The organism is Allomuricauda sp. R78024, from assembly GCF_044596045.1.
Taxonomy (GTDB): domain Bacteria; phylum Bacteroidota; class Bacteroidia; order Flavobacteriales; family Flavobacteriaceae; genus Flagellimonas.
Window position 1 is genome coordinate 2,382,620 of the sequence record NZ_CP138995.1, and the last position, 25,665, is coordinate 2,408,284.

23 protein-coding genes and 1 tRNA gene are annotated in these 25,665 nt (G+C 37.1%); 3 read left to right on the forward strand and 21 right to left on the reverse strand.

All coding sequences use genetic code 11. From position 1 onward, the window contains the following. Positions 1-61: 61 nt before the first annotated feature. The 5 genes from SJY44_RS10695 to SJY44_RS10715 form a co-directional block, all read right to left on the reverse strand. Complete coding sequence (locus SJY44_RS10695; RefSeq protein WP_396589698.1) at positions 62-721, reverse strand: SCO family protein; 660 nt, start codon at positions 719-721, stop codon at positions 62-64. A 3-nt stretch (positions 722-724) separates the two neighbouring features. After that, a complete protein-coding gene (locus SJY44_RS10700) occupies positions 725-2,455 on the reverse strand; it encodes a hypothetical protein (RefSeq protein ID WP_396589699.1) in 1,731 nt (576 codons plus the stop codon). 42 nt (positions 2,456-2,497) lie between these two features. Next, complete coding sequence (locus SJY44_RS10705) at positions 2,498-4,180, reverse strand: tetratricopeptide repeat protein (protein WP_396589700.1); 1,683 nt, start codon at positions 4,178-4,180, stop codon at positions 2,498-2,500. A 243-nt stretch (positions 4,181-4,423) separates the two neighbouring features. Beyond that, positions 4,424-4,663, reverse strand: a complete 240-nt coding sequence (locus SJY44_RS10710; protein WP_298925803.1) for a VF530 family protein — start codon at positions 4,661-4,663, stop codon at positions 4,424-4,426. 13 nt (positions 4,664-4,676) lie between these two features. After that, positions 4,677-6,101 (reverse strand): L-serine ammonia-lyase, encoded by a 1,425-nt coding sequence (locus SJY44_RS10715; protein WP_396589701.1) that lies wholly within the window; start codon positions 6,099-6,101, stop codon positions 4,677-4,679. Positions 6,102-6,268: 167 nt separating this feature from the next. On the opposite strand from SJY44_RS10715, the gene dnaK reads away from it, so the two are divergent. Beyond that, positions 6,269-8,185, forward strand: coding sequence for a molecular chaperone DnaK (gene dnaK, locus SJY44_RS10720; RefSeq protein ID WP_299214078.1), 1,917 nt, complete (start codon positions 6,269-6,271; stop codon positions 8,183-8,185). A gap of 110 nt (positions 8,186-8,295) precedes the next feature. On the opposite strand, the gene SJY44_RS10725 is transcribed toward dnaK, so the two are convergent. From SJY44_RS10725 to SJY44_RS10780, 12 genes are all read right to left on the reverse strand, one after another. Further along, positions 8,296-8,940 carry a response regulator gene (locus SJY44_RS10725; RefSeq protein WP_396589702.1) on the reverse strand — a complete coding sequence of 215 codons (645 nt, stop codon included), beginning with the start codon at positions 8,938-8,940 and terminating at the stop codon, positions 8,296-8,298. Positions 8,941-9,610: 670 nt separating this feature from the next. Then, entirely contained in the window at positions 9,611-10,471 is an 861-nt protein-coding gene (locus SJY44_RS10730) for a hypothetical protein (protein ID WP_298925815.1), read from the reverse strand. 291 nt (positions 10,472-10,762) lie between these two features. Continuing rightward, entirely contained in the window at positions 10,763-11,485 is a 723-nt protein-coding gene (rluF, locus tag SJY44_RS10735; protein ID WP_298925817.1) for a 23S rRNA pseudouridine(2604) synthase RluF, read from the reverse strand. A gap of 17 nt (positions 11,486-11,502) precedes the next feature. Continuing rightward, positions 11,503-12,249, reverse strand: coding sequence for a subclass B1 metallo-beta-lactamase (bla, locus tag SJY44_RS10740; protein ID WP_396589703.1), 747 nt, complete (start codon positions 12,247-12,249; stop codon positions 11,503-11,505). 217 nt (positions 12,250-12,466) lie between these two features. Beyond that, positions 12,467-12,754, reverse strand: a complete 288-nt coding sequence (locus SJY44_RS10745) for a TIGR03643 family protein (RefSeq protein ID WP_298925822.1) — start codon at positions 12,752-12,754, stop codon at positions 12,467-12,469. Further along, positions 12,744-13,163: a DUF2452 domain-containing protein gene (locus SJY44_RS10750; protein ID WP_396589704.1), complete on the reverse strand. Its 420-nt coding sequence runs from the start codon at positions 13,161-13,163 to the stop codon at positions 12,744-12,746. Before SJY44_RS10750 ends, SJY44_RS10745 begins: the two co-directional genes overlap by 11 nt. A 14-nt stretch (positions 13,164-13,177) precedes the next feature. Then, entirely contained in the window at positions 13,178-13,342 is a 165-nt protein-coding gene (locus SJY44_RS10755; RefSeq protein ID WP_298925827.1) for a Lacal_2735 family protein, read from the reverse strand. 222 nt (positions 13,343-13,564) lie between these two features. After that, positions 13,565-14,008 (reverse strand): DUF1801 domain-containing protein, encoded by a 444-nt coding sequence (locus SJY44_RS10760; protein ID WP_396589705.1) that lies wholly within the window; start codon positions 14,006-14,008, stop codon positions 13,565-13,567. 222 nt (positions 14,009-14,230) lie between these two features. Next, positions 14,231-14,656, reverse strand: coding sequence for a VOC family protein (locus SJY44_RS10765; protein WP_396589706.1), 426 nt, complete (start codon positions 14,654-14,656; stop codon positions 14,231-14,233). A gap of 244 nt (positions 14,657-14,900) precedes the next feature. Continuing rightward, positions 14,901-15,755: a lysostaphin resistance A-like protein gene (locus SJY44_RS10770; RefSeq protein WP_396589707.1), complete on the reverse strand. Its 855-nt coding sequence runs from the start codon at positions 15,753-15,755 to the stop codon at positions 14,901-14,903. A gap of 70 nt (positions 15,756-15,825) precedes the next feature. After that, positions 15,826-17,517 carry an amidohydrolase family protein gene (locus tag SJY44_RS10775; RefSeq protein WP_396589708.1) on the reverse strand — a complete coding sequence of 564 codons (1,692 nt, stop codon included), beginning with the start codon at positions 17,515-17,517 and terminating at the stop codon, positions 15,826-15,828. Positions 17,518-17,760: 243 nt separating this feature from the next. Then, a tRNA-Ser gene (locus SJY44_RS10780) sits at positions 17,761-17,845 on the reverse strand. Positions 17,846-17,949: 104 nt separating this feature from the next. Between SJY44_RS10780 and SJY44_RS10785 the strand changes: the two genes are divergently transcribed. Both SJY44_RS10785 and SJY44_RS10790 read left to right on the forward strand, forming a co-directional pair. Continuing rightward, positions 17,950-18,705: a sulfite exporter TauE/SafE family protein gene (locus SJY44_RS10785; RefSeq protein WP_396589709.1), complete on the forward strand. Its 756-nt coding sequence runs from the start codon at positions 17,950-17,952 to the stop codon at positions 18,703-18,705. A 46-nt stretch (positions 18,706-18,751) separates the two neighbouring features. Beyond that, complete coding sequence (locus SJY44_RS10790) at positions 18,752-19,945, forward strand: DegT/DnrJ/EryC1/StrS family aminotransferase (RefSeq protein ID WP_396589710.1); 1,194 nt, start codon at positions 18,752-18,754, stop codon at positions 19,943-19,945. On the opposite strand, the gene ribB is transcribed toward SJY44_RS10790, so the two are convergent. Genes ribB through SJY44_RS10810 form a run of 4 tightly spaced genes read right to left on the reverse strand, consistent with a single transcriptional unit; the run spans position 19,942 to position 25,620 of the window. Then, positions 19,942-21,084 carry a 3,4-dihydroxy-2-butanone-4-phosphate synthase gene (gene ribB, locus SJY44_RS10795; protein ID WP_396589711.1) on the reverse strand — a complete coding sequence of 381 codons (1,143 nt, stop codon included), beginning with the start codon at positions 21,082-21,084 and terminating at the stop codon, positions 19,942-19,944. The two genes, SJY44_RS10790 and ribB, sit on opposite strands and share 4 nt — an antisense overlap. Then, positions 21,084-22,595, reverse strand: coding sequence for an LptF/LptG family permease (locus SJY44_RS10800; RefSeq protein ID WP_396589712.1), 1,512 nt, complete (start codon positions 22,593-22,595; stop codon positions 21,084-21,086). The genes ribB and SJY44_RS10800 overlap by 1 nt, the downstream gene beginning before the upstream one ends. Before the next feature lie 4 nt (positions 22,596-22,599). Then, the gene (locus tag SJY44_RS10805) at positions 22,600-23,247 is read right to left on the reverse strand and encodes an outer membrane lipoprotein carrier protein LolA (protein ID WP_396589713.1); all 648 of its coding nucleotides are present in this window, start codon (positions 23,245-23,247) and stop codon (positions 22,600-22,602) included. Between the two features lie 3 nt (positions 23,248-23,250). Beyond that, positions 23,251-25,620, reverse strand: a complete 2,370-nt coding sequence (locus SJY44_RS10810) for a DNA translocase FtsK 4TM domain-containing protein (RefSeq protein WP_396589714.1) — start codon at positions 25,618-25,620, stop codon at positions 23,251-23,253. Positions 25,621-25,665 lie beyond the last annotated feature (45 nt).

A 25,665-nucleotide genomic window follows, 5' to 3' on the forward strand; every position in this document is an offset into this window, starting at 1 on the left:
GAACGTTTTCAAAATATCTTTTGTATTATCTTTTAAATAGCGGTTTAAAAAGGTTAAATGATTAATTCGATAAAATATTAATATCATCAATTAATCGAAGGATTTCATCATTGTTGGTTCCATCATAAACTCCTCGTATTTGTTTGGTCTTGTCCACTAGTATAAAATTGGGGGTATGGATAAAATCCTGCAAACCGCCATCACCTTGGTCTACAACGGCAAAATAACTTTTACGGGCCAAATTGTATATGTGCTTTTTGTCGCCTGTTGTGATGTTCCATTTTGAATCTATGACCCCTTTGTTATTGGCATATTTTCTTAGAACAGGAACACTATCCATTTCTGGTGTAACAGACATGGATAAAAACATGACATCATCATTATTCAAGAAAACCTGTTGCAATTTTTCCATATTGTTTGACATAATGGGGCAGATACTTGGGCAGCGGGTAAAAAAGAAATCAGTTACATAAATCTTATTATCATAATCCTGCTGCGTAATAAGCTCTCCATTCTGGTTTGTCAATTTAAAGTCGGCGACGATATGATGATTTTCAACATTCTGCAGACTAACATCCACTAATTCTGGGTTGAAATCTTTAGGGCCAAAAACGGGCAATTCTGAATTTTCTTGAAAAATTAAATAAACAACAACCAAAACACCAATAGCAATAAAGGCCACTGGTAGTTTTGATTGTCCGAATTTTTTAAGCAATGTCATTTATTATAGGATTGACGTTTCAATTTCAATATCTGAATGCTCCCAGGCCTTATCAAATTCTTGTTTTATGGCCTCTGCTTCATCCACTTTTCCTTGAGCTTTCAAACTGTTGTGCAAACCCATTAATGACCATCCATTTTGTCTAAGCACATCCAAATCTTCTTTGTATATTTTTTCTGCCTCCTCATACTTTTTGGCTTTCATTAATATAGCTCCTAAGTTTTGCCTTGTTGGTATATGCCATGCCGCTGGTTCCGTGTAGGTAAGACCATCTTCAAATTCTACAGCATTTTCAAGGTGTTTTATTGCTTTGGAAGTGTCACCGTTCAATGCAGCCAATTCCCCAGCTACAACTTCATACGCTATATTGGCGGAATGAATTGATGCATTGTTGGCGGTAGCTACCAAATCTGCCAATTCTGGATCATTTTTCAATGTTTCAATCGCATCCAATTCTTCTTGGGCTTCTTTACTGTTTCCTTTACGGATAAAGGCAATTCCTCTAGCGTAATGCCGTATCAAATTCAAATGTTTAATTTCTGGGTTAGGTGCGGGTATGGTCAAAATTTCATTCCATTTACCAAATCTAGTGTATGCCAACATTGGGGTAGCGGCAAAATCCTGTAGAAAAGGCATGGTTACAAATTCGCCAACAGGCACTTTTTCAGCAGTTTTTTTAGCGGCATCAATGGCAATATCACTATCACCAAGTAAGCTAGCTGCAGACCATAGAAAATGAATGTTATGGGGATAATACCCTAAAGGATATAACCCTTGCGAATAACATTGCGAGATATAGTCCTCATCCGCCAGAATTGCTGCTTGATTGGCAGTTACTGCATCCAAATAACGCCCAACCCGAATGTAAATATGTGATGGCATATGCACAATGTGTCCCGCGGCTGGCATTAACCCTCCTAACTTGTCAGCACTTGCAACTGCTAAATCTGGTTTTGGGAGTTCAACCATATGAATATAATAATGGTGCGCTCCGGGGTTGTTTGGATTTATTTCCATGGCTTTTTCAAGTGCTGCTTTAGCCTCAGCGATGTTTGGAGAAGGATTCCCTTCTTCATCCCAATAATTCCATGGTACAGTATTCATAACTGAAGCTGCATAAAGAATTTGTACATCTGCGTCCTCTGGAAATTCTTCTAGCACTTCGGCCATAGCATTCATATATGCTGTATTTAGCTCCTCTATATCTTTGGTCAAATCTTCACTATATCTTGAGGTCAAAGCATTTATTAAAGCTTTTTCTTTGGGTGTGGCGCTAGTTATTAAATTTTTGGCCTTGGCCATAGCCTCATTCGTTTTTATTTTTCGATCATCCAGCGGCACAGGGTCATTTATATTTGGACCCAATGCATAAGCCTGACCCCAAAAGGTCATCGCGGATTTTGGATCTAAACGAGAGGCTTCCATAAATGACCTATGGGCTTCGGCATGGTTAAAAGCGTAGGTGAGTTTTAATCCTTGATTAAAAAATGTTTGCGCTCTATCATTTTTGGTAGTGATTGCAAAACTCAAATCTCCCAAATTTTCAAAAAGAGGAGAAATCTGTTGTGTAGAATCCACTACCTCTAATAAATACTTGGTGGGTGTACATTTAATAAAGCTAAAAGACGCTTTCTGATAGTTTTTGGGTGTTCCCGTAGAATTGTTCTTGGTCAAAAAATGAATCGATACTAATACTCCTAACACTGTTACGGCCAGGCCTAATTTTGTTTTCATGATGTTCTTATTATAATGTGTTCTTAATACTTTGGATTAAAATCAGCTTGCATATTGTTGGACAAATGCTTTGGCCTCTTTTATTTCAGGTCGTTCACTATTAGAACTTTTGGTGAGTTCAATAAGTTGATTAAAATAATATATTGCTTTTTCATTATTATCTGATTTTTTTGCTGCAATTGCAGCACCATAGACACCATTAAACCTATTAGGGTGCCCTTTTAAATTTACCTCATAAGCTTCTAGTGCTTCAACAGGTTTGTTTAGAGCTAAGAGCATATCGCCCAAAAGTTCATCAGCGGGTAATACTTCACCTGGAGTCACCGCATGTTTTGAAGTTTCACCTTCTAATTTAGAAGCTGTTTCCATCAAAACAAGCGCATTATCCTTATTGCCTTTTGCCAATTCAATCCAAGCTTTGGCGGAATGTATTTGTACATTTACTTGACCGGCTTTGTACACCTCTTTTGAATCTAGAAGACTTTGATGCAATGTCTCTAAGGATACTAGTTCATTTTCTGCTGATTTTACATCCGCAGTATGGGAATAACCCAATGCTTTGCCAAAATGTAACATGGCTTTTTCCCAATGCAAATTCTCCCATGGAAAGTTAATCGTTGGTAATTCAAGTTTAGAGGCCTGCTCCCAGTTTTTGTTCTCTAAAGCCATTCTAACGGGCATTGCGGTTAAAGCATAAGTGGCAGCAAAGTGGTCTTTGGGAAAAACTTCTTTTACTTCTTGCATTTCCTTCAATTGTTCGGCTGCTTTTTGATTGTCTCCCATCTGCAAATAGCCATATACCAAATAATCAACTGCATGAATTTCCTGTGCCCAACTTGCAGTTGGATTAACACTTTCTGCGTAGCAGGTTGCAGAAGATGCAGAATTTAGATTTGTGTTGATAGATTCGTCCCAAAGCCCCAAACGTGTAAATATATGTGATGGCATATGCTGTGCATGTGCTGAAGCTGGTGCAATTTCGGCATAACGTCTTGCTGTGGTCAATGCCTTTGCTGCAAGTTCTGGATAATCGTAATTATGAATAATATAATGTGCAATACCTGGATGGTTGGGTTGTTCCACAAAGAGGTCTTCTAGGATTTTTCCTGATTTTTTCTGTCTGGAATAGGTTTTATCATTGGGGTCCGCAGCGGCACGGATAGCCAATGCATAGAAAACTGCAGCTTCGGTATCCCCTTCATGTTTATGGTACAGCTCTTCCATTTTCTTTTCATACATTCTCTGTCTAGTCAGTTTGTCAATATTTTCCCAATCTGTATAGAAGACGCTAATCGCATCCAAATAATCCTTTTCCAAATCGGATTTAGGTAGTTTGTTTGCCAATTTTATGAGTTTCTCACCTTTTTCTAAATAACTAAGGTCAGATTGCATCCAAAGCGATTGAAAGATGCTCATTGAAACGCCCCAATATGCCATGGCACAATTTGGATCCATATCGATTACTTTCACAAATGCTTTTTCAGCTTCGGCATATTCAAAAGAATGTAACAATGACAATGCTAAATCAAACGTAGCTCTGGTCTCATAACTGCAGGATAATGAAAAATTTACTTCCCCAAAACTTTCTGTGCTGCATAATAGGAGTTCTCCTCTTTTAAGGTCGATGGAGGCTAATGCGGGGTTTTGTTTTTTGTTTTTACAGGCAAATAAACAGACGGTCAGAATTGTGCTTACTGCCAACCATACCTTTTTTGAATGTCTCATGAATTGAATAGAGTAAATAAAATGTTCCTTTTTGTTCTAGCGGGGGAATCAAATAGTGCTTAATGTGTCAATATTACGGTGCTGTCTCGGGAGATGGAAATCACGGCGCCGTAGGTCTGAATGGATAATTGTAACCAATAGTTGGTTGCAAATCAGGGCGTAAGGTAACAAAAGTTATGGGATGTTAGCAATAAAGATGTTCTATATGCTTGTTCTTAATATATTTTGGTATGTTTTGCTGTATTACTTACCAGTAATCAATTTAAGATAGAGCTGCTCTACCTTATCTCTAGCCCATGGAGTTCTTCTCAAAAATTTAAGACTGGACTTTATTGAAGGGTCTTTTTTGAAACAATTGATATTAATTCTATTTGCCAACTCTTCCCATCCATAATGCTCCTCTAACAGCTCCAATATATCTACCAATTTTACACCATGTAATGGGTTGTTTGGTTGTTGATTGAAATTATTTTGATTTTCCATGCAGAGATTTAGATTAACAATCACTTAAGAACACCCCAACTGCCAATCCTCCTTCTGAAGTTTCCTTGTATTTGGAACTCATATCCTTTGCAGTTTCCCACATGGTATTTACTACTTTATCCAACGGTACTTTGGTTTCCTTTGGATTTGTATCCAGGGCCAATTCCGCGGCATTGATTGCTTTAATGGCTCCCATGGAATTTCGTTCAATACAAGGAACTTGTACCAATCCGCCAATAGGGTCACAGGTTAGCCCTAAATGATGTTCCATAGCAATTTCCGCTGCAACTAGGACCTGTTCTGGTGAACCACCCAGCAGTTCGGTTAATGCTCCAGCAGCCATTGCAGATGAAACACCTATCTCAGCTTGGCACCCACCCATAGCAGCGGATATCGTAGCACCTTTTTTAAAGATACTTCCTATTTCGCCCGCTACTAACAAGAATTTTTTGATGTGCTCAAAATCTGCTTTATGATTTTCAATGACCATATAATACATTAAAACTGCAGGAATGACCCCTGCGCTTCCATTGGTGGGTGCAGTAACCACCCTTCCTAAAGAGGCATTTACTTCATTGACACTAAGTGCAAAACAACTCACCCATTTAAGAATTTGTCTAAACTTAACCTCTGTTTTTCGGATAGTTTGCAGCCATTCCTGAGGATTGGAGTAGGGGAATTCGCCTTTTAGTTTTTCATGCATTTCAAAGGCCCGCCTTCGGACATTTAGTCCACCTGGTAATATGCCTTCAGTATGACAACCCAAATACATGCATTCCAACATGGTATCCCAAATCCTTTGTAATTCTATATCAATTTCCGAATCTGTTCTAAGTGAAAGTTCATTTTCTAGAACAATGGCAGAAATAGACTTGTTTTTTTCTTCACAATAATGGAGTAGTTCGGTACCTGTTTTTATAGGGCAAGGAAAAGTTTTGAATACGGCCTTGTTTTCTTTGGAATGGAGGAGTTCTTCCTTCACTACAAATCCTCCACCAATAGAATAGTATGTTTCTAGCATGGAACTGCCAGATGACAAAACTGCTTCGAACTGTATACCATTAGAATGAAAGGGAAGAAACTCTTTTTTAAAGATGATGTTTTTGGTGAAATCAAAAGGTATTTTTTTTATGCCATCAAAATGAAGTTGTTTTTCAGCTTTTAAATCAGAAATCACATTGCCGATGCTTTCAGTAGGTACGGTTTCGGGATTGCTCCCCAACAATCCCATGACTACGGCAATATCCGTGGCATGACCTTTACCGGTGAGGGACAGTGACCCATACAAGTAAACTTTGACATTAAGAACAGACTCAAAAATTTCTTGCTCCTTGAGTTCGCTGATCCAACGCTCTGCAGCTCTCCACGGGCCCAAAGTGTGTGAGCTTGAGGGGCCTACGCCAATTTTGAGCATGTCAAAAACACTAATACATTCCATGGTTTGGGTATTATATGGGGCTAAAGATAAAGAGGCATTATGTAATTAATACTATCCTTCTGTTTTTTAAAAGATGACACCTTGTCATATTCTTTGACATGGCATAATCATTGACATTTTTAGAGCGAGACAAAAATGAATTTTCAATATATATAACTTTAGATACAATGAGCAAAATTATAGGTATAGACTTGGGTACAACAAACTCCTGCGTCTCTGTGATGGAAGGAAACGAACCCGTAGTAATCCCAAATGCTGAGGGTAAGCGTACAACTCCCTCTGTAATTGCATTTGTGGAAGGCGGAGAGATAAAAGTGGGTGACCCTGCAAAAAGACAAGCAGTAACAAATCCTCACAACACGATTTATTCCATCAAAAGATTTATGGGAAACAAATTCTCAGAATCTTCTAAAGAGGCAAAAAGAGTTCCTTATAAAGTGGTTAAAGGAGATAATGACACTCCAAGAGTAGATATTGATGGGCGCATGTACTCTCCTCAAGAATTGTCAGCAATGATTCTTCAGAAAATGAAGAAAACTGCTGAGGATTATTTGGGTCAAGATGTTACAAGAGCGGTTATTACAGTACCTGCTTACTTTAATGATTCGCAAAGACAAGCTACAAAGGAAGCTGGTGAAATAGCTGGTTTAACTGTAGAACGAATCATAAACGAACCTACTGCGGCTTCTTTGGCCTATGGTATGGACAAAAAAGACACAGACCAAAAAATAGTAGTGTTTGATTTTGGTGGTGGTACACATGATGTTTCCATTCTTGAATTAGGCGACGGCGTTTTTGAAGTATTGGCAACAGATGGAGATACGCACTTAGGTGGTGATGATGTTGATCAAAAAATTATTGACTGGTTGGCTGAAGAGTTTAAAAAAGACGAATCAATGGATTTGCGTGAAGATGCCATGGCATTGCAAAGACTAAGAGAGGCTGCTGAAAAAGCAAAAATTGAATTGTCTTCTTCTCCACAAACCGAAATAAACTTACCTTATGTTACGGCTACTGCTTCTGGCCCTAAGCACTTGGTAAGAACACTATCACGCGCAAAATTTGAGCAGTTGATAGATGATTTGGTAAAAAGAACTATCGAACCTTGCCAGACAGCTTTAAAAGCTGCAGGGCTTTCAAAAAGTGATATTGATGAAATCATCTTAGTTGGTGGTTCCACACGTATCCCAGCGGTGCAAGAAGCTGTTGAGAAATTCTTTGGTAAAAAACCTTCAAAGGGAGTGAATCCTGATGAGGTGGTAGCCGTTGGTGCAGCAATACAGGGTGGAGTATTGACAGGGGATGTTAAAGATGTATTGTTATTGGATGTTACACCACTTTCTCTTGGTATTGAAACTATGGGTAGTGTTTTTACCAAATTGATTGAGTCTAATACCACAATTCCAACGAAGAAATCTCAGGTATTCTCTACTGCTGCGGATAATCAACCTTCAGTTGAAATCCATGTGCTGCAAGGAGAGCGCCCTATGGCTAAGGATAACAAAACCATTGGTAGATTCCATTTGGATGGTATTCCACCTGCACAAAGAGGTACTCCTCAGATTGAGGTAACCTTTGATATTGATGCAAACGGTATCATAAAGGTATCTGCAACTGATAAGGCTACGAACAAAACACAGGATATTCGTATTGAAGCTTCTTCTGGCTTGACCGAAGAAGAGATTCAAAAAATGAAAGCAGAAGCGGAAGCTAATGCTGAATCGGATAAAAAAGTGAAAGAAACTGCTGATAAGTTGAATGAAGCTGATGGAATGATTTTCCAAACAGAAAAGCAACTTAAAGAATTTGGTGATAAATTATCTGATGATAAGAAAAAGCCAATTGAAGAGGCTTTGGAAGAACTCAAGAAGGCTTATGAAACCAAAGATTTGGTGATAATTGAGCCAGCTTTGGAAAAAATCAATGAAGCATGGAAAGTGGCTTCAGAGGAAATGTACAAAGCACAAGCTGACGCTGCGCAGTCCAATGGAGCTGAGGATGCAACTGCAGGTGATGCAGGAGCAAGTGATAGTGGTGCTGAAGGTGACAACGTAGAAGACGTAGACTTCGAAGAAGTCAAGTAGCCTATCCAGAGCAAAGTCGAAGGATAGGTTTTGAAGAAGTGAAGTAAATTTTCAAAATACATAATAAAAAAGCCCGCAATTTGCGGGCTTTTTTATTTTAAAAGGATTGGCTACGCTGCGTTCAATTGACGTATTTCCATCTCTTGAAGCTTCTTCAAAGCTTCGGCTTTCGAGTTCACATTAAGTTTTACATAAATATTCTGAATGTGAAAATTCACTGCGCTTGGTGTTACGCAGAGCCTATCCGCAATCATTTTATACGTATATCCTTGAGTGAGGAGCTCAATAATTTGATTTTCCTTTTTTGAAAACCTCTCAAAAGTTTTTATCTGAAAAGAGTGGATGATTTTCCTGGCAATATCATGTTCCAAGACCACTCCATGATGATGTAACTCCTCTAAAGCATTAAAGAACCGGTTTTTGGTCAAAGGTTTGGTCAAAAAGCCGTCCGCTCCCTTTTTAAAAGCTTCTTTTATAATTTTGAAATCACATTTCTGACTTGTCATTAAGATTTTAGGAGCTTCACTTTGCTTATTGAAATACGATATTCCATCAATTCCTGAGATTCCGGTCAGATTAACTTCAGAAACAACAATATCGGGGTCAGTTTTTGCTGAACGGCACATAAATTTATTTACTGAGGTATATATTTCTACTAATTGATAGCGCGACTCATCGCTAAAGTAAAATCTATAAAGGGGGTGCAATTTTTCATCACTATCAATAATCGCGATTTTTAAAGGGTTAGTTTTCATGTTTACTAGATTTGGGTTATCTGATTTTGTCATTGCTTGTCTTCATTTTACCTTAATTTAAGGCAAGATGTATCCTGTCTGCCATATCCGAATAAGGGAATACATAGGAAAAGCGGTTGCGTTTCAGAATATTGATTTGGAACGCAATGATAAGCTTCACCGATGCCCTAGATGGACATGCTGATAACAATCCTGTAAAGGATTAAATCAAAGTGGTGTAGAAAGAGTTTTTGGAGTGCTAAAAAAGAACCCTTATTTGGCCAGGGGGACTTAATGTAGCACTGAGAATTGTAGCTTTTTTCATAGGTATAAGATTTGGGATCTTGTATTATTTCGAAAATTAAATTAGGCTATTTTTTCTTTCAGAAGAACTTTTTGTGGCTTTTTTCGTTCAAATGCACTTTTCTATTTCTATTATAACAAATGAAATATGCGTAAAGAGAATCGATGTAAAGCTTTAAAAATCAAATAGTCACCTAACCGTATATAACAAAATAGGATGCCCTATTGGAGCATCCTATTTTTAGTAAATCGGTCCGAATGAAATAATACAACCCGCTTCTATGATAAACTTCAGTTCCCCCTGTTTAGTTCATCATAGGTCAACTATAGCATCTCGATATTTGACAAAATCAGATTAACCCTGAGGTAATGAACCGATCTATTTTTTTTAATCTTCAAAGGAAGTGCTGGTGTACTCGTTTGAAGTTTCAGCATTTAGTGCTGTTTTAAGATTTTCATCACTATAAGCTACCATGGTATTATCCATAGATTGCCTTCTATAGGCGATGGTCACTTGTTCAATAGTGTGGTTTTCTCCTCTGTTGGATACCACATAGCTCTCTCCTTTTTCTAGATCAAGTTGTATGGCGTAATCATCTCTACTACTATTAATATGACTTCCAAGGTTTACAGAAGGAGTAAGGGTGTTGTATGATACTTGAGAAGCATAGAGGTCCAGACCTCCAAATCCATCTCGGCCTTCAGAGGCAAAGAACAAAAGGGTGCCATTGTATATATTGGGGTATAATTCATCTTCTTTGGTATTTACCTTTGGCCCAAGGTTTTTTGATACACCTAAACTTCCATCCGCCTTGATATCGGCTACATAGATATCATATTTTCCATAGCTACCTCTCATATTGGAGGCAAAGAAAAGACGTTTGCCATCTTCTGAAACAGTTGGGTGTTTGGCAGAAGCGTATTTTGGGCATACCTTTAACTTGGTAATGTTACTCCATTTACCATTTATTTTTTCAGCACGATAGATTTCGTGTATTTGCTCCTTTTTTGAAAACACTCCATATAATGGTTTTTGCTCACTGGATTGGCTGAAGTAAGCCGTTTTACCATCTTTGGTCATTGACTTGGAAGGAATATAACCTTCAAGTGTTGATAAATGACCATTACCGTTATTTATTTTGATGGCTTCTTTACTGGTTTCAAGTTTCATCGGATTTTGTGCTGTAATCTGATTCATGTGAAACAAACCGATAATTAATGTCAAACTGTAGGTTAATATGCGTGTCATGATTTTGGGATTTGGGGGTTAATACATGACAAAGTTGAGGAAAGATTTTTGAGGATTACTTATCAATTTTTCATAGGTTTTGAATTTTAACGATAAAAAAGTGTATTTTATCGAAAATATTTTAACAATTTAACATGTGTGTAAGCGCATTATGTTGATTAACGATGTTTTTTGCATTTTGACCGACATCATCTGCTGCTAAACCGCTCATGCCATGATAGTTTCAGTTGTGCTTTTAACTACAAACCCGCTTGATTGGGAACACAATTCCTTAAAATGGCTATGTTTTTCTTAGTAGTGGGTCTTGGAAGAATCGGATACCAATCTATTGATTTCCATAAGTTCATTGTTTGTTAAGTGGCGCCATTTACCCACAGGAACATCTAGGTCTACATTCATGATACGGACACGTTTTAACTTCTTGACACGGTAGTCCAAGTACTCGCACATTCTACGAATTTGCCTGTTTAAACCTTGTGTTAGTACAATTTTAAACTGATTTGAACTTAATTGTTCCACTTTGCATTTTCTGGTGACCGTATCTAAAATGGGTACTCCGTTTTGCATTTTCTTTATAAACTCTGAGGTAATAGGTTTGTTTACCGTAACCAAGTATTCCTTTTCATGATGGTTTCTTGCACGAAGAATTTTGTTCACGATGTCCCCATCGTTGGTCATAAAAATGAGACCTTCACTTGGTTTGTCTAATCTGCCAATAGGGAAAATTCGCTTTGGATAATTTATAAAATCAATGATGTTGTCTTTTTCAACCCTGGTATCAGTGGTGCAAACAATGCCAATGGGTTTATTGAAAGCTAGGTAAACAGGTTTTTCTTTGGGTTCAGAAATTAACTCTCCGTCAACTCTTACTTCATCTTTAGGGTTTACTTTGGTGCCCATTTCAGGCACTTTTCCATTTATGGTCACCCTACCTTGCTCTATAAGTTTATCTGCGGCACGTCTGGAGCAATATCCTACTTCACTTAGATATTTATTAATACGGGTTTCTTTCATTTCCATTTATTACCGGACTATTGCTGTTTTACATTGGAAAACAACTTAACCGTGTAATCCAACAAATCTATACCACCTGGTTTTCCGTGACCGGGAACTACATATTGTAGTTCAGGGAATCTGTTTTTTACATTTTGAACAGTAGTTGGCCATTCATTTACATTGGCTTCTTCAATATAGCCTTTACCAGCGTTTAGTCCTTTTACCAAGCATCCTCCAAAAAGCACTTTTTCTGTTGGCACATAGCCTACAATATTGTCTTTTGTATGGCCTTCACCCATAAATACAGTTACAACACTTTCATCACCTACTTTAGTTATAAGTTCATTTTGAAAACTGTTTTGAGGAATTGCTGTGCTATCCGCTTCTTTTGCAAATTCAATTGTCAATTGGTTTGCAAAAGATGGTATTTCTGCATCATGAAATGCATTTAGACCTCCAAGACAGTCATCATGAGAATGGGTTACTATTACGGCTTTTACGGTTACTTTGAAATTGTTTTTTAACTGCGCTATAAGTTCTTTTGAAACCAAGTCTGTTGTGGGAGTATCAAAAATTATGGCTTCGGAACCATTTTTATATACCAGTCCGTTGCAAGGAACTTTTCCAAAACTCTCGGTCTTCAAATAGGATGTGTGTATGTAGGTGTTATCTGTTAGTTTTGTTATAATTAAACTATCAGATTTATAGATTTCCTTGGGCGCTGTATTGGCACACCCGAGAAGTATAAATAATACAATTATAGAAAGTAACTTGCACTTCATTTTTGATAAATAAGAATGATTTGCTAAAGATATTCAGAAATTTGTTCCCGTTAAAAGTAGTATGGGTTTCAACTGACTTTATTTTCAGTTTACTAATTCGTTTATATATGGTAATTACTGTTGTTTTAAGACTTTGCCACATTTTGTAGACCTGATATGATGAACTAGCTTATTTTAAGGTTTTTATTTTTGAGATTGTCTTCCAAAGTACTAGTCATTAACGCTTACTGATTTTATTTCCAGAAATAGCCTTTTGCCTTGAGCACTTAAAACGGTTGATGTCTGGGTTACGTTTTTTTAGGTGTTTTTGACTGACTCCACTATTTACGCGTTTTCGCCAACGTTTAAAACTGGAATTTTTAAGACTCTCCCGCATGAGTTTGATGACATCTTTTTCTTGAAGTCCAAATTGAAAAAGAATTGCTTCAAAAGGGGTGCGATCCTCCCACGCCATTTCTATTATACGATCTAACTCTCTTTCGGTGAACGATTCATTACTTGTCATCGAGAGATGTCACTTTTTCCCAGATCTGATCTGCATTTAAATAAAAACTTCCGAGAATATTAAAATTACATTGATTAGGCGCTATAAGAGATAAAAAAGATTCTGTATTATTTCTTTCATACAGATGGTAGACTTCCCCAATAATAGGTTCAAAACTAAATTTAGCATTGAAAATGAGTTGGTTATACTCAAATTCATGTATCATTTTTTCATACTCAGCCTTAAGCTCTAAATATTTGGTTTTAACCTTATGGTTAACTTTGTTGATGCTTCTATTTTTCCAGGCAATACTATCTGTCGCGGTAATGACGGGTGCACCAACATTTGTTGCATAAGGTTTTAAAGCAGCGTCGTATTTTTGACTCCCTTGGTCAAATACCACGTTGTCTGGCTTTTTTTCATATCCCATTTAAGTTGATGATATTAGACCAGTTGATCAATTTGTTTCATTATTTCCTCTGCTTCAAATGTTTTCTGATCACTTAGTTTTCTATTTGATGTTGAGAATCCATGGGCTTCTCTTAAAAGTTTTGCGTACTGTTCTTGCAATTTTTCTTTTTCTGTTCTCTTTTTGAACAATCCGAACATATTTTCTGGGGGTTTTTGAAATTATTTCTAATCTGTTTCTTCTTCTTAAGATAAAACAAAGATACAAAATGTTTAACCATTTTTAATATTAGTTAAACATTTTATGTTTTTAGACTGTAAAGAGAAATTCTAGGAGATTTTTTTCTTCGAATAACTTGGCTTTTATTATTCTGTGCTTAGTTATGTAAGCTATAACTGATCTTGACGTTGTAATGAACTAGCTTATTTTGAGGTTTTTATTTTTGATATTATTTCCCCCTTTGATTTGCTTGGTTTGTCCATATCTTCAATAGCTAAATTAACCGCTGCTTTAATCAAATCCTTTACTTTTTCATTGCGGTAATTGCTTACGGCTTTTATGGGAATGTGTCTAATCAATTTCCCAGTACCTGTGAGCAGTTTGTGCTTATCTTCGATTATGGTTCCTTTGTTAAAACCTAAATTCAAGTGATTGGTATATATTGGTATCATGCAAAATGCATCCGACATTTTTTCGGAAATGGAAAATAAGGATGTTAAGGCATGCGTGTGATATAGCAATTCATTGGCATCAGGGTAAACTTCAAGGATAAATACCCTTAAGTCTATAAATAGCTCTATCAAATGGGGGTCTTTTAATTCTAAAAAATTGAGAAAGTCAGGATGTATAGCACTTGGTTCCTTCATCTTTTTTCTTTTTGATTATTTTTCAATAGTAATCATAGGTTTGGTGTACAACAAAATGGAATATACCATAATCAATCCCATTATGGAAAAAATCATATCGTATAGGTCATACACATTGTTACCACCTAAATTATGGATTTTGGGTAGCTTCAGCGTTTTTTGCAATTTGTGAAAGCACTTGGTTTTCAGATGTATCCGTGCGGCTTATATTAAAATTTGAAATTATTCTGAAAGGTTCAGTTGCCATGAAATACCATATTTGTCTTCACACCATCCAAATTTTTTACCAAAGCCATAATTCCCCGAACCGTAGTTATCAAGAGGAACCATAATTTGGCCTCCATTTGAAGAAAGTTCTTCAAATAAAATTTGCATCTCGTTTTCTGAGTCACATTCAACGAACAGTGATACTCCTGGTGTAAATGACCAAGCGTGTTTAAAATTACTTTCGGAAACCCCGTACTCTGTACCATTTAATGTAAATACTCCATATTTGATAAGCTCTGGTGTTCCTCCAGCCTCTCCTTCCGAGTATTTTGATATGCTTTTGATTTCCGAATTCGGAAAGATCGAAGTGTAAAAATTCATCGCTTCTTCAGCCTTTCCGCATTGATCACCTACAAACGTTAGAAATGTTGTTGTCTGCATTTTCTTAATTTTAGTTCAAACCAATTTTTTTTAATCAAATAATTAACATACTTCTCGAAAGTTGCTATTATTGGTGAATTGCTGAATTGCTGAATTGGCAATTGTTAAGCTCTTTTTTGCATCGAATTACTGCCGACGTGTTGTATATGATTCGTTGCTTGGTTTAGCACATAGCTTTGCAAGTACACACCAAACTAAAAACCTGCGAAGATTTTCAGAAGTAGGCTTTTATCAGCAATTAATTTTATACAGTGTTGTAGCTTGTTTTTTCTATTTTATTCTTTCTTATTGATAATTTCAAAAATACAATACAAACTATGAGTAGTAAAATTATAGACAAAATAGAATCTTCTATACCAAAGTCACTTCCTATTAGTAAAATGGGTCCATCAAAATTAGAATTGATTATATGACCTTCTTCTGTTCCAGAGAGATTTGAACCATAAAAAGGTTGCGCAAAGTTCCATCCTAAATGAAACGCAAAAGGCAACCATAATCTTTTTGTATAGGTATACATTATACTATGTGCAAATCCAAAGCTTAATAATAGTAGAACAGACAATACTGTAACATTGTCATTCAACAAATGTGGCACTGTGAAAATTATAGATATTATTATCAAAGCCAAATAAGTTCCTAGCCATTTCTCAATAATTCTATATATAATCAGCCTGAAAAAAACCTCTTCTATTAAAGCTGCGATTACTAGAAATGAAAATGGTGCTAGTAGATAAGAAAAATCAGAAATACTGTCAACAGTATAGTAACCGAGTAGATAAAGAATTAATATAACCAACGATAAAACCAAAAAACCAAATAGAAAACCGCCTAATAATTCTGTTTTTAAATTTGTTTTAGACAGCTCTTTGATTTCTCTTTTTTCATATATTTTGAAAAAATAAAAATAGCTAAATAATAAAACAACAACAGAAATGTAATTTATAATAGTATCTCCAATTGGCTTGCTGTCAATAAAGTTATGTATCAAAGGTTTTGTAACTAAATTTTGAATTCCGATAAGTACTCCAAGACAGGTTGTAATCCCAAAAACTATTTTGACAATAGGAAAGTGAATTATTTTTTTTAATGTAAACTTCATCAATAAATTTTAGGTTTGTTTTATATAAGCTCCAACGACCTTAATAAAAGGTCGTTTTAATGCCGTTTATTTATTGTCGTGGGCTTTTTTGATTTGTATACCCAGGTCCTCTAACCACTTGTCCGGGCAATTCACCAGTATGTTCTCCACCTTTAAGTACTTGAGTTCCATTGACAAAAACATGTACCATACCTGTCGAGAACTGCAAAGGTTTTTCAAATGTCGCGTGATCTTGAATTTCATTTGGATTAAATATTGCCAAATCTGCATAGAAGCCTTCTTTTAGTGCTCCACGTTTTTTGATTTTCAAATTGGTGGCTGGGAGGGTAGTTAGTTTATAGATAGCCTCCTCCAAGGAAATCACTTTTTCATCTCTCACATATTTGCCAAGCAAACGGGCAAAATTGCCGTATGCACGAGGGTGTGTACTCGATTTAAGGAAAACACCTTCGGGAGCAGAAGATTCAGCATCTGAACCAAAGCTCATATAGGGTAACGCAATTTGCTTTTTTACATTTTCCTCTGACATCAAAAAATACACTGTTCCAACTCTACTACCATCTTGAATCACTAAATCCATCGCTGTTTCTTCTGGGGACAGGTTTCGCATTTTCGCTACTTCAGCTAAGGTCTTACCTGTGAGGTATTTCAAACTATCATTTTTAAATCCAATTAGCATTATTTTGTCCGCAGATTCTGCTGCCTGCATCAAGCTTTCCCATTCGTCAGTTGGAGTGGTCATTTCTTTTATAACTTGTTTGCGAATTACAGAGTCTTGTAACCGCTCTGCCCATTTATCATAACCTCCTTCTTGAACCCAAGGTGGCATGGAGGCATCTAAACCTGTAGCTCCGGCAATATACGTGTACATATCCGTAGTGATTTGCAAACCTGCTGACCTAGCTGAGTCAATTTTTGCGACCACATCATCAAACTTGTCCCAATTGGCTCTTCCACTTTGTTTAAGATGGTAGACTTCTGCTCTAATATTAGCTTTATCAGCAATTTGTATCAATTCGTCCAAGCTCTCTAATATTTTTCCGCCTTCGCTTCTCATATGTGATATGTACATCCCATCATATTCAGCTGCCACTTTGCAGATTTCAATTAATTCTTCGGTACTGGAATAGAATGCAGGAGCATAAATTAGCGATGAGCCAATACCCAAGGCTCCTTCCTCCATAGCTTGCTTTACCATCAATCGCATGGAATCAAGCTCTACATCTGAAGGTGGTCGGTCTTCAAATCCAATGGCATGGATCCGAAGCGTTGTAGCACCTACGAATGAAGCCACATTGGGGGAGATACCTTTTTCAACCAGAAAATCCAGATATTGTGCCAGTGTCGTCCATTTGATCTCGTATTTGATGTCGCCTTGTCTTTCCTGTTCTTCTTTTTTCATTTTTTCGTTCCATGGCCCCATTGACCACCCTTCTCCGAAAACTTCCAATGTCACACCTTGTCTGATATCACTTTGAGAGGTACCATCTTCTATCAAAGCGTCTACGGACCAGCTGAGCATATTTATAAAACCAGGAGCTACCACCAGACCTGAAGCATTGATTTCTAACTCGCTTTTTGCTCCTTGTAGATTGCCTATAGCTGCAATAGTATCCGCTCTTATGCCAATATCACCTGTATAGGATGCATTACCGGAACCATCAACAATTTGACCGTTTTTGATAAGTACATCATAGGATTCGGTAGAAGAGCATCCATATAAAATGGAGACACCTAGTAAGATTTGAAAAAGTGGTTTCATATTGTTCAGTTTAATTGACCATAACAACCCGCTAAACGCAGTTCGATGATTTCTACGGAAATATAATAAAATCATACAACAATGAAACCAGAATTTGGACTACCTAAAAATCTGGTCTTATTGTTCATCAAGAAGGCCGCGTTAGCGGTCGTACCTTGTTGATTTAGTTTGATATCGGGTAAAATAAAAAAGCCCGTAAACATAATGTTTACGGGCTTCTGGTGGAATTTGGCAATTCCCAAGCGGAGAAAGAGGGATTCGAACCCCCGGAGGTGTGACCCTCAACAGTTTTCAAGACTGCCGCATTCGACCACTCTGCCATTTCTCCTAATGCGGGTGCAAATATACTAACCTTTTTTATTTCTTTATAGCCTCTTCACTTTATTTTTTTTAAGTCGAAAGATTCCAATTTAAGCTACTATTTTTACGCCCATGGATCAATGGTACCATTATGCACTTTTAATTATTGTGGGTTTTGCGGTTGGTTTTATCAATACCATTGCAGGGGGAGGTTCTTTACTTTCTTTACCAACATTAATTTTCCTTGGACTACCACCTAGCGTGGCCAATGGCACCAATAGAGTAGCTATTGTTATACAGACCGCCATGGCAACCGCGGGTTTTAAAAGTAAGGGAGTGTCTACATATCCTTTTAATATCTATTTGGGTATTTCGGCTTTTTTAGGGTCTATTATCGGAGCAAAGATTGCAGTTGATATTGATGGCGAAGCATTTAACAGGATTCTTGCCATTGTAATGATGGCAGTGGTTTTGATTATCATTTTTAAACCTAAAATGAAGCTCATTGAAATGCAAGAACGCCTTACTGGAAAATATTTATGGCTCAGTATTGTAGTATTTTTCTTTTTTGGTATTTATGGAGGGTTTATTAATGCAGGTTTGGGGTTTTTAATGATTTTGTTTATGCATTTTGTCAATAGAATGAATTTGGTAAGAGTGAATGCGACAAAAGTGGTCGTGGTCTTTATCTATATGTTGTCCGCTTTAGCTGTATTTGCTTTTAATGATAAGGTAAATTGGAAACTTGGGTTCATTTTGGCCATTGGAAATGGAACAGGTGCTTGGGTGGCCAGTAGATTCTCGGTTAAAAAAGGAGATGGATTTATAAAGACATTTTTGGTGGTCATGGTGGTTGCCATGGCAATTAAATTGTGGTTCTTTACATAAACTATTTGTCGATTCCGTAACGACGAAAATTTTAAATTAAAATTATATGCCAGGTTTTGAACTTTTTGGAGATAACGAACGGAAACAAGTACAGGATGTGCTTGATTCTGGAGTGTTGATGCGCTATGGATTTGATGGGAACCGACAAGGGCATTGGAAAGCAAAAGAATTGGAAGCCGCATTAGCGGAAAGAATGCAAACAAAGCATGTTCACTTATTAAGTAGCGGTACAGCTGCCCTAACAGTAGCATTGGCAAGCGCAGGAGTTGGAGCAGGGGACGAGGTAATTATGCCCACATTTACTTTTGTGGCCAGTTTTGAATCTATTTTAGCCATAGGAGCAGTCCCAATTCTTGTTGATGTTGATGATACGCTTACTCTTAACCCCAAAATGGTAGAAGAAGCAATTACAGAACGTACCAAAGTTGTAATGCCTGTGCACATGTGTGGATCTATGGCAGACTTAGTGGCATTAAAATCTATCTGTACAAAACACGGCTTGCTATTATTGGAAGATGCATGTCAGGCTATTGGTGGCAGTTACCAAGGAAAACCTTTGGGAAGCATAGGTGACTTAGGTTGTTTTTCTTTTGATTATGTAAAGACGATTACTTGTGGGGAAGGAGGGGCTTTAATTACGAATAATGAATCGTACTATGAAAATGCCCATAAATACTCAGATCATGGGCATGACCATTTGGGCAGCGATAGGGGAGCGGAGCAACATCCATTTTTGGGATACAATTTTAGAATTTCAGAACTGCATGCTGCAGTGGGTTTAGCACAAGTTTCAAGGTTGGATGATTTTTTAGAAATTCAAAAACGGAACTATACTATTTTAAGAGAGGTATTATCCAGTATTCCAGAAGTTACCTTTAGAAGAGTGCCAGAAGGCGGAGTGGAGAACTATTCGTTTCTGAATTTTTTCTTACCTACCGAGGAAATCACCAGGAAGTTACATGAAAACTTAGGTGCATCTGGTGTTGATGCCTGTTTTTATTGGTATGATAACAATTGGCACTATTACCGAAAATGGGAGCATTTAACTAATTTGAAATCGTTGGGTAGTCTACCCAAAGAAGTTATAGATGGCTTACCTGACTATTCAAAATCGGATTTCTCTGCATCGGACCATTGGATAGGTCGCACTATTTCATGCTTAATTAAGCTAAGCTGGATGGAAGATGAAGTGCATCAACGAGCAGAAAGAATGGCAGGTGTCATTAAAGAGGTTGTTTAGTAATTTACGTAATCAACAATCTCTAAACCATAGCCAATCATACCTACACGACGCGTTTTTCCTGAATTGGTGAGTAATCTAATTTTTGAGATATTCAAATCGTGCAGAATTTGAGCACCAATACCAAAATCTTTGGTGTCCATATCAATTTTAGGCGCTTTTGTTACGCCATCAGGGGCTTGTATTTTTTTAAACTCCGCCAGACGACCCAATATATTCATATTTTGGTTTCCTTGATTGATGAAAATCATCGCACTTTTTTCCTCCCCATTCAACGCATCAAACATTTTGCTTAACGCTTCATCAGGGTTATTGGTCAAAGTGCCCAGAATATCATTATTGACCAAAGTAGAATTTATACGGGTCAAAATAGGCTCGCCACTTTTCCAAGTACCGCGTACCAAAGCAATATGAACTTGGTCATTGGTAGTTTGCTTATAGGCCCGTAAACGAAAATCTCCAAAGCGTGTTTTTATATCAAAAGCTTCCTTGCGCTCTATAAGACTGTCGTGCTCCATCCGGTAAGCAATTAAATCTTCAATAGAAACAATCTTAAGGTCAAACTTTTTGGCAACTTTAATAAGTTCTGGTAAGCGAGCCATGCTACCATCTTCGTTCATGATTTCAACAATCACCCCAGCAGGTTTAAGATCTGCCAATCTGGCAAAGTCAATTGCTGCTTCAGTATGTCCAGTTCTTCTCAGTACACCACCTTCTTTTGCAATCAATGGGAAAATATGCCCCGGTCTAGCCAGTTCATGTGGTTTAGTACTTTTTTCTGTAAGTGCTATGACTGTTTTAGCTCGGTCTGCTGCTGAAATACCCGTGGTAACCCCATTACCACGAAGGTCAACAGAAACGGTAAAAGCGGTTTCTAAAGGATCAGAGTTATGGGTAACCATTTTATGGAGTCCTAATTCTTCACACCTTCCTTCTGTAAGTGGAGTGCAGATTAGGCCACGCCCATGCTTGGCCATAAAGTTTATGGTTTCTGGGGTAACCATTTCTGCTGCGGCCAAAAAATCCCCTTCATTTTCTCTATTCTCATCATCTACAACGATAATGACCTTGCCCTGTCTGATGTCTTCAATAGCATCCTCAATGGCATTGAGTTCTACTTTCTTTTCTTTGGTAACCATTATTCTTTAGAAGCTTTTTCTTTCTTTTTGAACAGGTTTTTTATCCCGTCCACAATATGTCCAAATCCTATTAGGCCTTTATCTGCAGTGGCTCTTCTGGTTAAAGAGATTCCAAGTGGAAGCATGATCAATGTTGGGAGCCATGCCCCTAAAATGTTGCTTATGTTTCCTTCCTTGGCATAATTGCTGGCAAATACCCCAATAAAATAATAGGTCAAAAATAACATAATAGCAACAACCATAGGTAAGCCCAGTCCCCCTTTTCTGATAATGGCCCCTAAAGGTGCTCCCACAAAGAAAAGGATGATACATGAAAAAGCAAGTGCGTATTTCTTATGTAAGGACAATATATGGCTGTTATAGAATTTGAATCTTTTCTGTAATTCTTCCTTTTTGGTGACTACAGTGGTCAGAATACTTGATACCGTAGTTTTTGCATTGTTTACTACCTGTAAATGCTGCCATTCGGGAAGGCTAGTCAATAGTTCATCAACTGTTTTAATAGTATCGTTGGTAATCTTTTTGTTTTTTATGGTATCATTTACCGCTGAACTTATGAGTTGTGCTTTAATAAGTGTACTATCCTTTACTTTGGTTTCAGGGAACGCTCCCATACGGTTGACAATGTTTTTAGAAAAAGCTTCAACTTTTTCCAAATTGTTCTTTCCGATAGAGTCAATATCCTTAATTAAACGGCTAACATTTTTCATCTTATCCGTGGTAATATTTCTGTCTTCTTCTAAATCTTGATTATTTAGTTCCGAAATATCTATGTTGATGGTATATGTCTCAAACTTGGACTTGGCAAACGGATGTTTTTTTCTGTCTTTGCTGCCTTTGGGCTTTAATTCCTCATAATAATGACCATCTTTTAGAACCAATTGTATAATATTGGATTCTTCACTACTTATTAATTCACCCTCCTTAGCCTTTATGACCGTGTTGTTTACGCTTTGCTTTGTTTTTTTATGGATGATTACATTATCTAAAAAACGGTCCTGTTCCCCATACTTTTTATCCACTTTTATATTCATTCCCTCACCAGTACCTTCAAAATCACTAAAAATACCTTCGGTAATGGCCGCTGCCGGTTTTACCTTGGCAATATTCCGCCTAAGGTTAAACATTTTTTGTTCAGATTTTGGAATAACCGTATTGGCGAAGAAGAAGGTGACCCCACCTAGCAGGATAACATATACGATAAGACTGCGCATACCTCTTTGCAGCGATATCCCTGAAGCTTTCATGGCCGCAAATTCATAGTTTTCCGCAAAGGTGCCAAAAGTAAGAATGGAAGCCAATAATACTGTTAATGGCAATACTTTGTCTACCAATGTTGGGATAAAGTAGAAAATAAATTTACCGATAATGACAATGCCCAGACCTTTACCCGCTAAATCATCAATAAAGAGCCAGATTCCCTGAAAGATGAAAATAACGATCAGGATAAAGAAAGCGCTAAAGAAATTATAGAGAAATCGAGTTAAAATATACTGGTCTAGTATTTTCAATGCCTTAGTTTCTTATGATATAGTAACCTTTGTCTTCGTATTTTTTCGCGTCAAAGGTAAACAGGGTATTTGAAAGTGACTGATTTGTTTTGAAAGAATTAACGGTGATGGATGTTTTGGTGCTGTTTTCACCAGTTTGAATAAGCTTATAGATGTGTTTGGTCTGAATATCCACTCCTAACAGGATAGATTTAATCTCAGTATTTGAGTCAATTGGGGTTAATTTCACATATTGAATTTTTCGACCTTCCACATTTTGAAGGATGTCCCATTCATAATTATGTCCGGTTCTATAAAAGGTCAGCATTTTTGACGGGGTAACAATGTTGTTGTCCTCGTTAATATCTTCAACGGTTACTTCCTCATTTTCAGGAACAATGGTATATACTTTTCTCCCGTCATTTAACTGCTGCGCGCCTAAATAATCAAGTATATATTTATCACCGCTTATAGTAACATTTCCATTGGTTTCTTGTTTAAGGTTTGCTTCGGTATTTTCTAAGGTAGACTTAAAATCAATGTAGATATTTTCATAGCTCATTACCTTGGTATAAACATCATCTAGCAGTGTTTTTGCTTTGGAAGAATTTTGTCCATAAGAAAAGATGCCAAGAGTCATGATTCCTATAAAAAGAAGTTGTTTTTTAAACATGGTTTACTTTTTTTCGTTTTGTAAAAGTTGTTCTAAAGAATAAATGTCTGGGACCAACACTTGCCTTGCTTTACTACCTTCAAAAGGTCCTACGATTCCGGCTGCTTCCAATTGGTCAATAATTCTGCCAGCTCTATTATATCCTAATTTTAATTTTCGTTGAATAAGAGAGGCGGAACCCTGTTGCGCTGTTACAATAACTTCCGCAGCATCTCGGAACATAGCATCTCTATCCGAGATATCATAATCAATCCCCGTGCCAGAATCCTCACCTACATATTCCGGAAGTAAATGTGCATCTGGATAAGCGCGTTGAGAGCCTATGTATTCCGTAATCTTGCTAACTTCAGGAGTATCTACAAAAGCACATTGCAATCGGGTAACATCATTACCTTGGGTGAACAACATATCTCCACGACCTATAAGTTGATCTGCTCCTTGAGCGTCTAGAATAGTTCTGGAATCTATTTTTGAAGTAACCCTAAATGCAATCCTAGCGGGGAAGTTAGCTTTTATGATACCTGTTATCACATTTACCGAAGGTCTTTGCGTTGCTATTATTAAATGAATACCTATTGCTCTGGCCAATTGTGCCAATCTGGCAATAGGGGTCTCCACTTCTTTACCTGCGGTCATTATCAAATCTGCAAATTCATCAATCACCAAAACAATGTACGGAAGGAACTTATGCCCATCATTAGGGTTTAATTTTCTTGATTTGAACTTTACATTATATTCCTTAATGTTACGGACCATTGCCAATTTGAGCAATTCGTACCTGTTATCCATTTCTATACAAAGGGAATTTAAGGTATTGATTACTTTATTATTGTCCGTTATAATGGCTTCTTCAGAATCTGGAAGTTTTGCCAAGAAATGACGTTCAATTTTATTATAAAGTGTTAATTCCACTTTTTTAGGATCTACAAGAATAAACTTGACTTCCGCAGGATGTTTTTTGTAGAGCAAAGAGGTGATAACAGCATTCAATCCAACGGATTTTCCTTGACCAGTAGCACCTGCCATAAGCATGTGGGGCATTTTGGCCAAATCAACCACAAAAGTTTCATTGCTAATGGTTTTTCCAAAGGCAATGGGAAGCTCCATTTCTGCCTTTTGAAATTTGTTTGAAGCAATCACCGATCGCATGGAAACGGTTGTCGCGTTCTTATTGGGAACTTCAATACCAATAGTGCCTTTACCAGGAATAGGTGCTATGATCCTAATACCTAATGCAGCTAATGAAAGGGCAATATCGTCTTCAAGGTTTTTAATCTTGGATATTCTAACACCAGCTTCTGGAACTATCTCATAAAGCGTAACCGTTGGGCCAATTGTCGCTTTTATTTGGGCAATACCAATTTTATAATTCTTTAGGGTACTAACAATCCTATTTTTATTCTCCTCAAGCTCTTCTTGGTTAATGGTAATACCACCTGATGCTCCATGAGGGTCTAGAAGATCTAAGGGAGGGAATTTGTAATTTCCCAATTCCAGCTTTGGGTCAAATTCACCATAATCTTTGACCAATTTCTCAGCCTTGATATCTTTCTCTTCCTTTTCTTCGGTGACTTTTTCAACTTTCAAGGCTATGCCTAAATCATCTTCTTCTGGAAGATTGACATCTAAGCCAGCTTCATTTTTTATGGGTGGAATATCTTTTTTGTGAGTGTAAGTATCTACAACAACGGGAGTGTCGGTATCCATACTTAATTCGATACTTCCTTCATCTGAAACCAGCGTTTTTGTCTTTGGGGTGCTCTTTTTTAAATCAGATTTAAGATTCTGTCTTTGGGAACGAAAGAAGTTTGCAATGCCTTCTGGAGAGAAGTTGAACAATTGCACTAAGATTATAATCAAAACAAACAAAAGCAATAGGAACACTCCTATTTTTCCGGTATAGTCTTGAAGGAAATCATTCATTTCATAACCGATCAGGCCACCTAGAAGGGGTAGTTCAACAGCAAAAAAACCAAGTGCTACTGAAATCCAAATAATTCCAATCAAGCCCCAAATCCATTTACCTATGAGTCCCTTACTATCAAGTCCAAGAAAAAGATATAATCCTGTAATTGCCAGTAATAAGGGGAAAGCAAATGAGGCAAGGCCAAAGCCTTTGTACATAAAAAAATGACTTATGCCTGCACCAAATTTATTTAGCAAGTTACTTGCCTGAGCGTTTCTATCCTTAAACTCAGAAAGCATGCTCTGGTCTTCTTGCCAGGTAAAATAGAAAGACATAAAGGAGAAAAACAAAGCTATGCTGAGGACAATCAAAAGACTTCCCAGAATAATTTTATTTTGCTTCGAGAGTTTTAATGAAAAACCTTTTTTGGCGGATGTAGGTTTGGATTTTGTCCTCTTTTTTGCCATTAATCTTTTTAATATGGGGGCTAATTTACAAATTTACGATGCTAA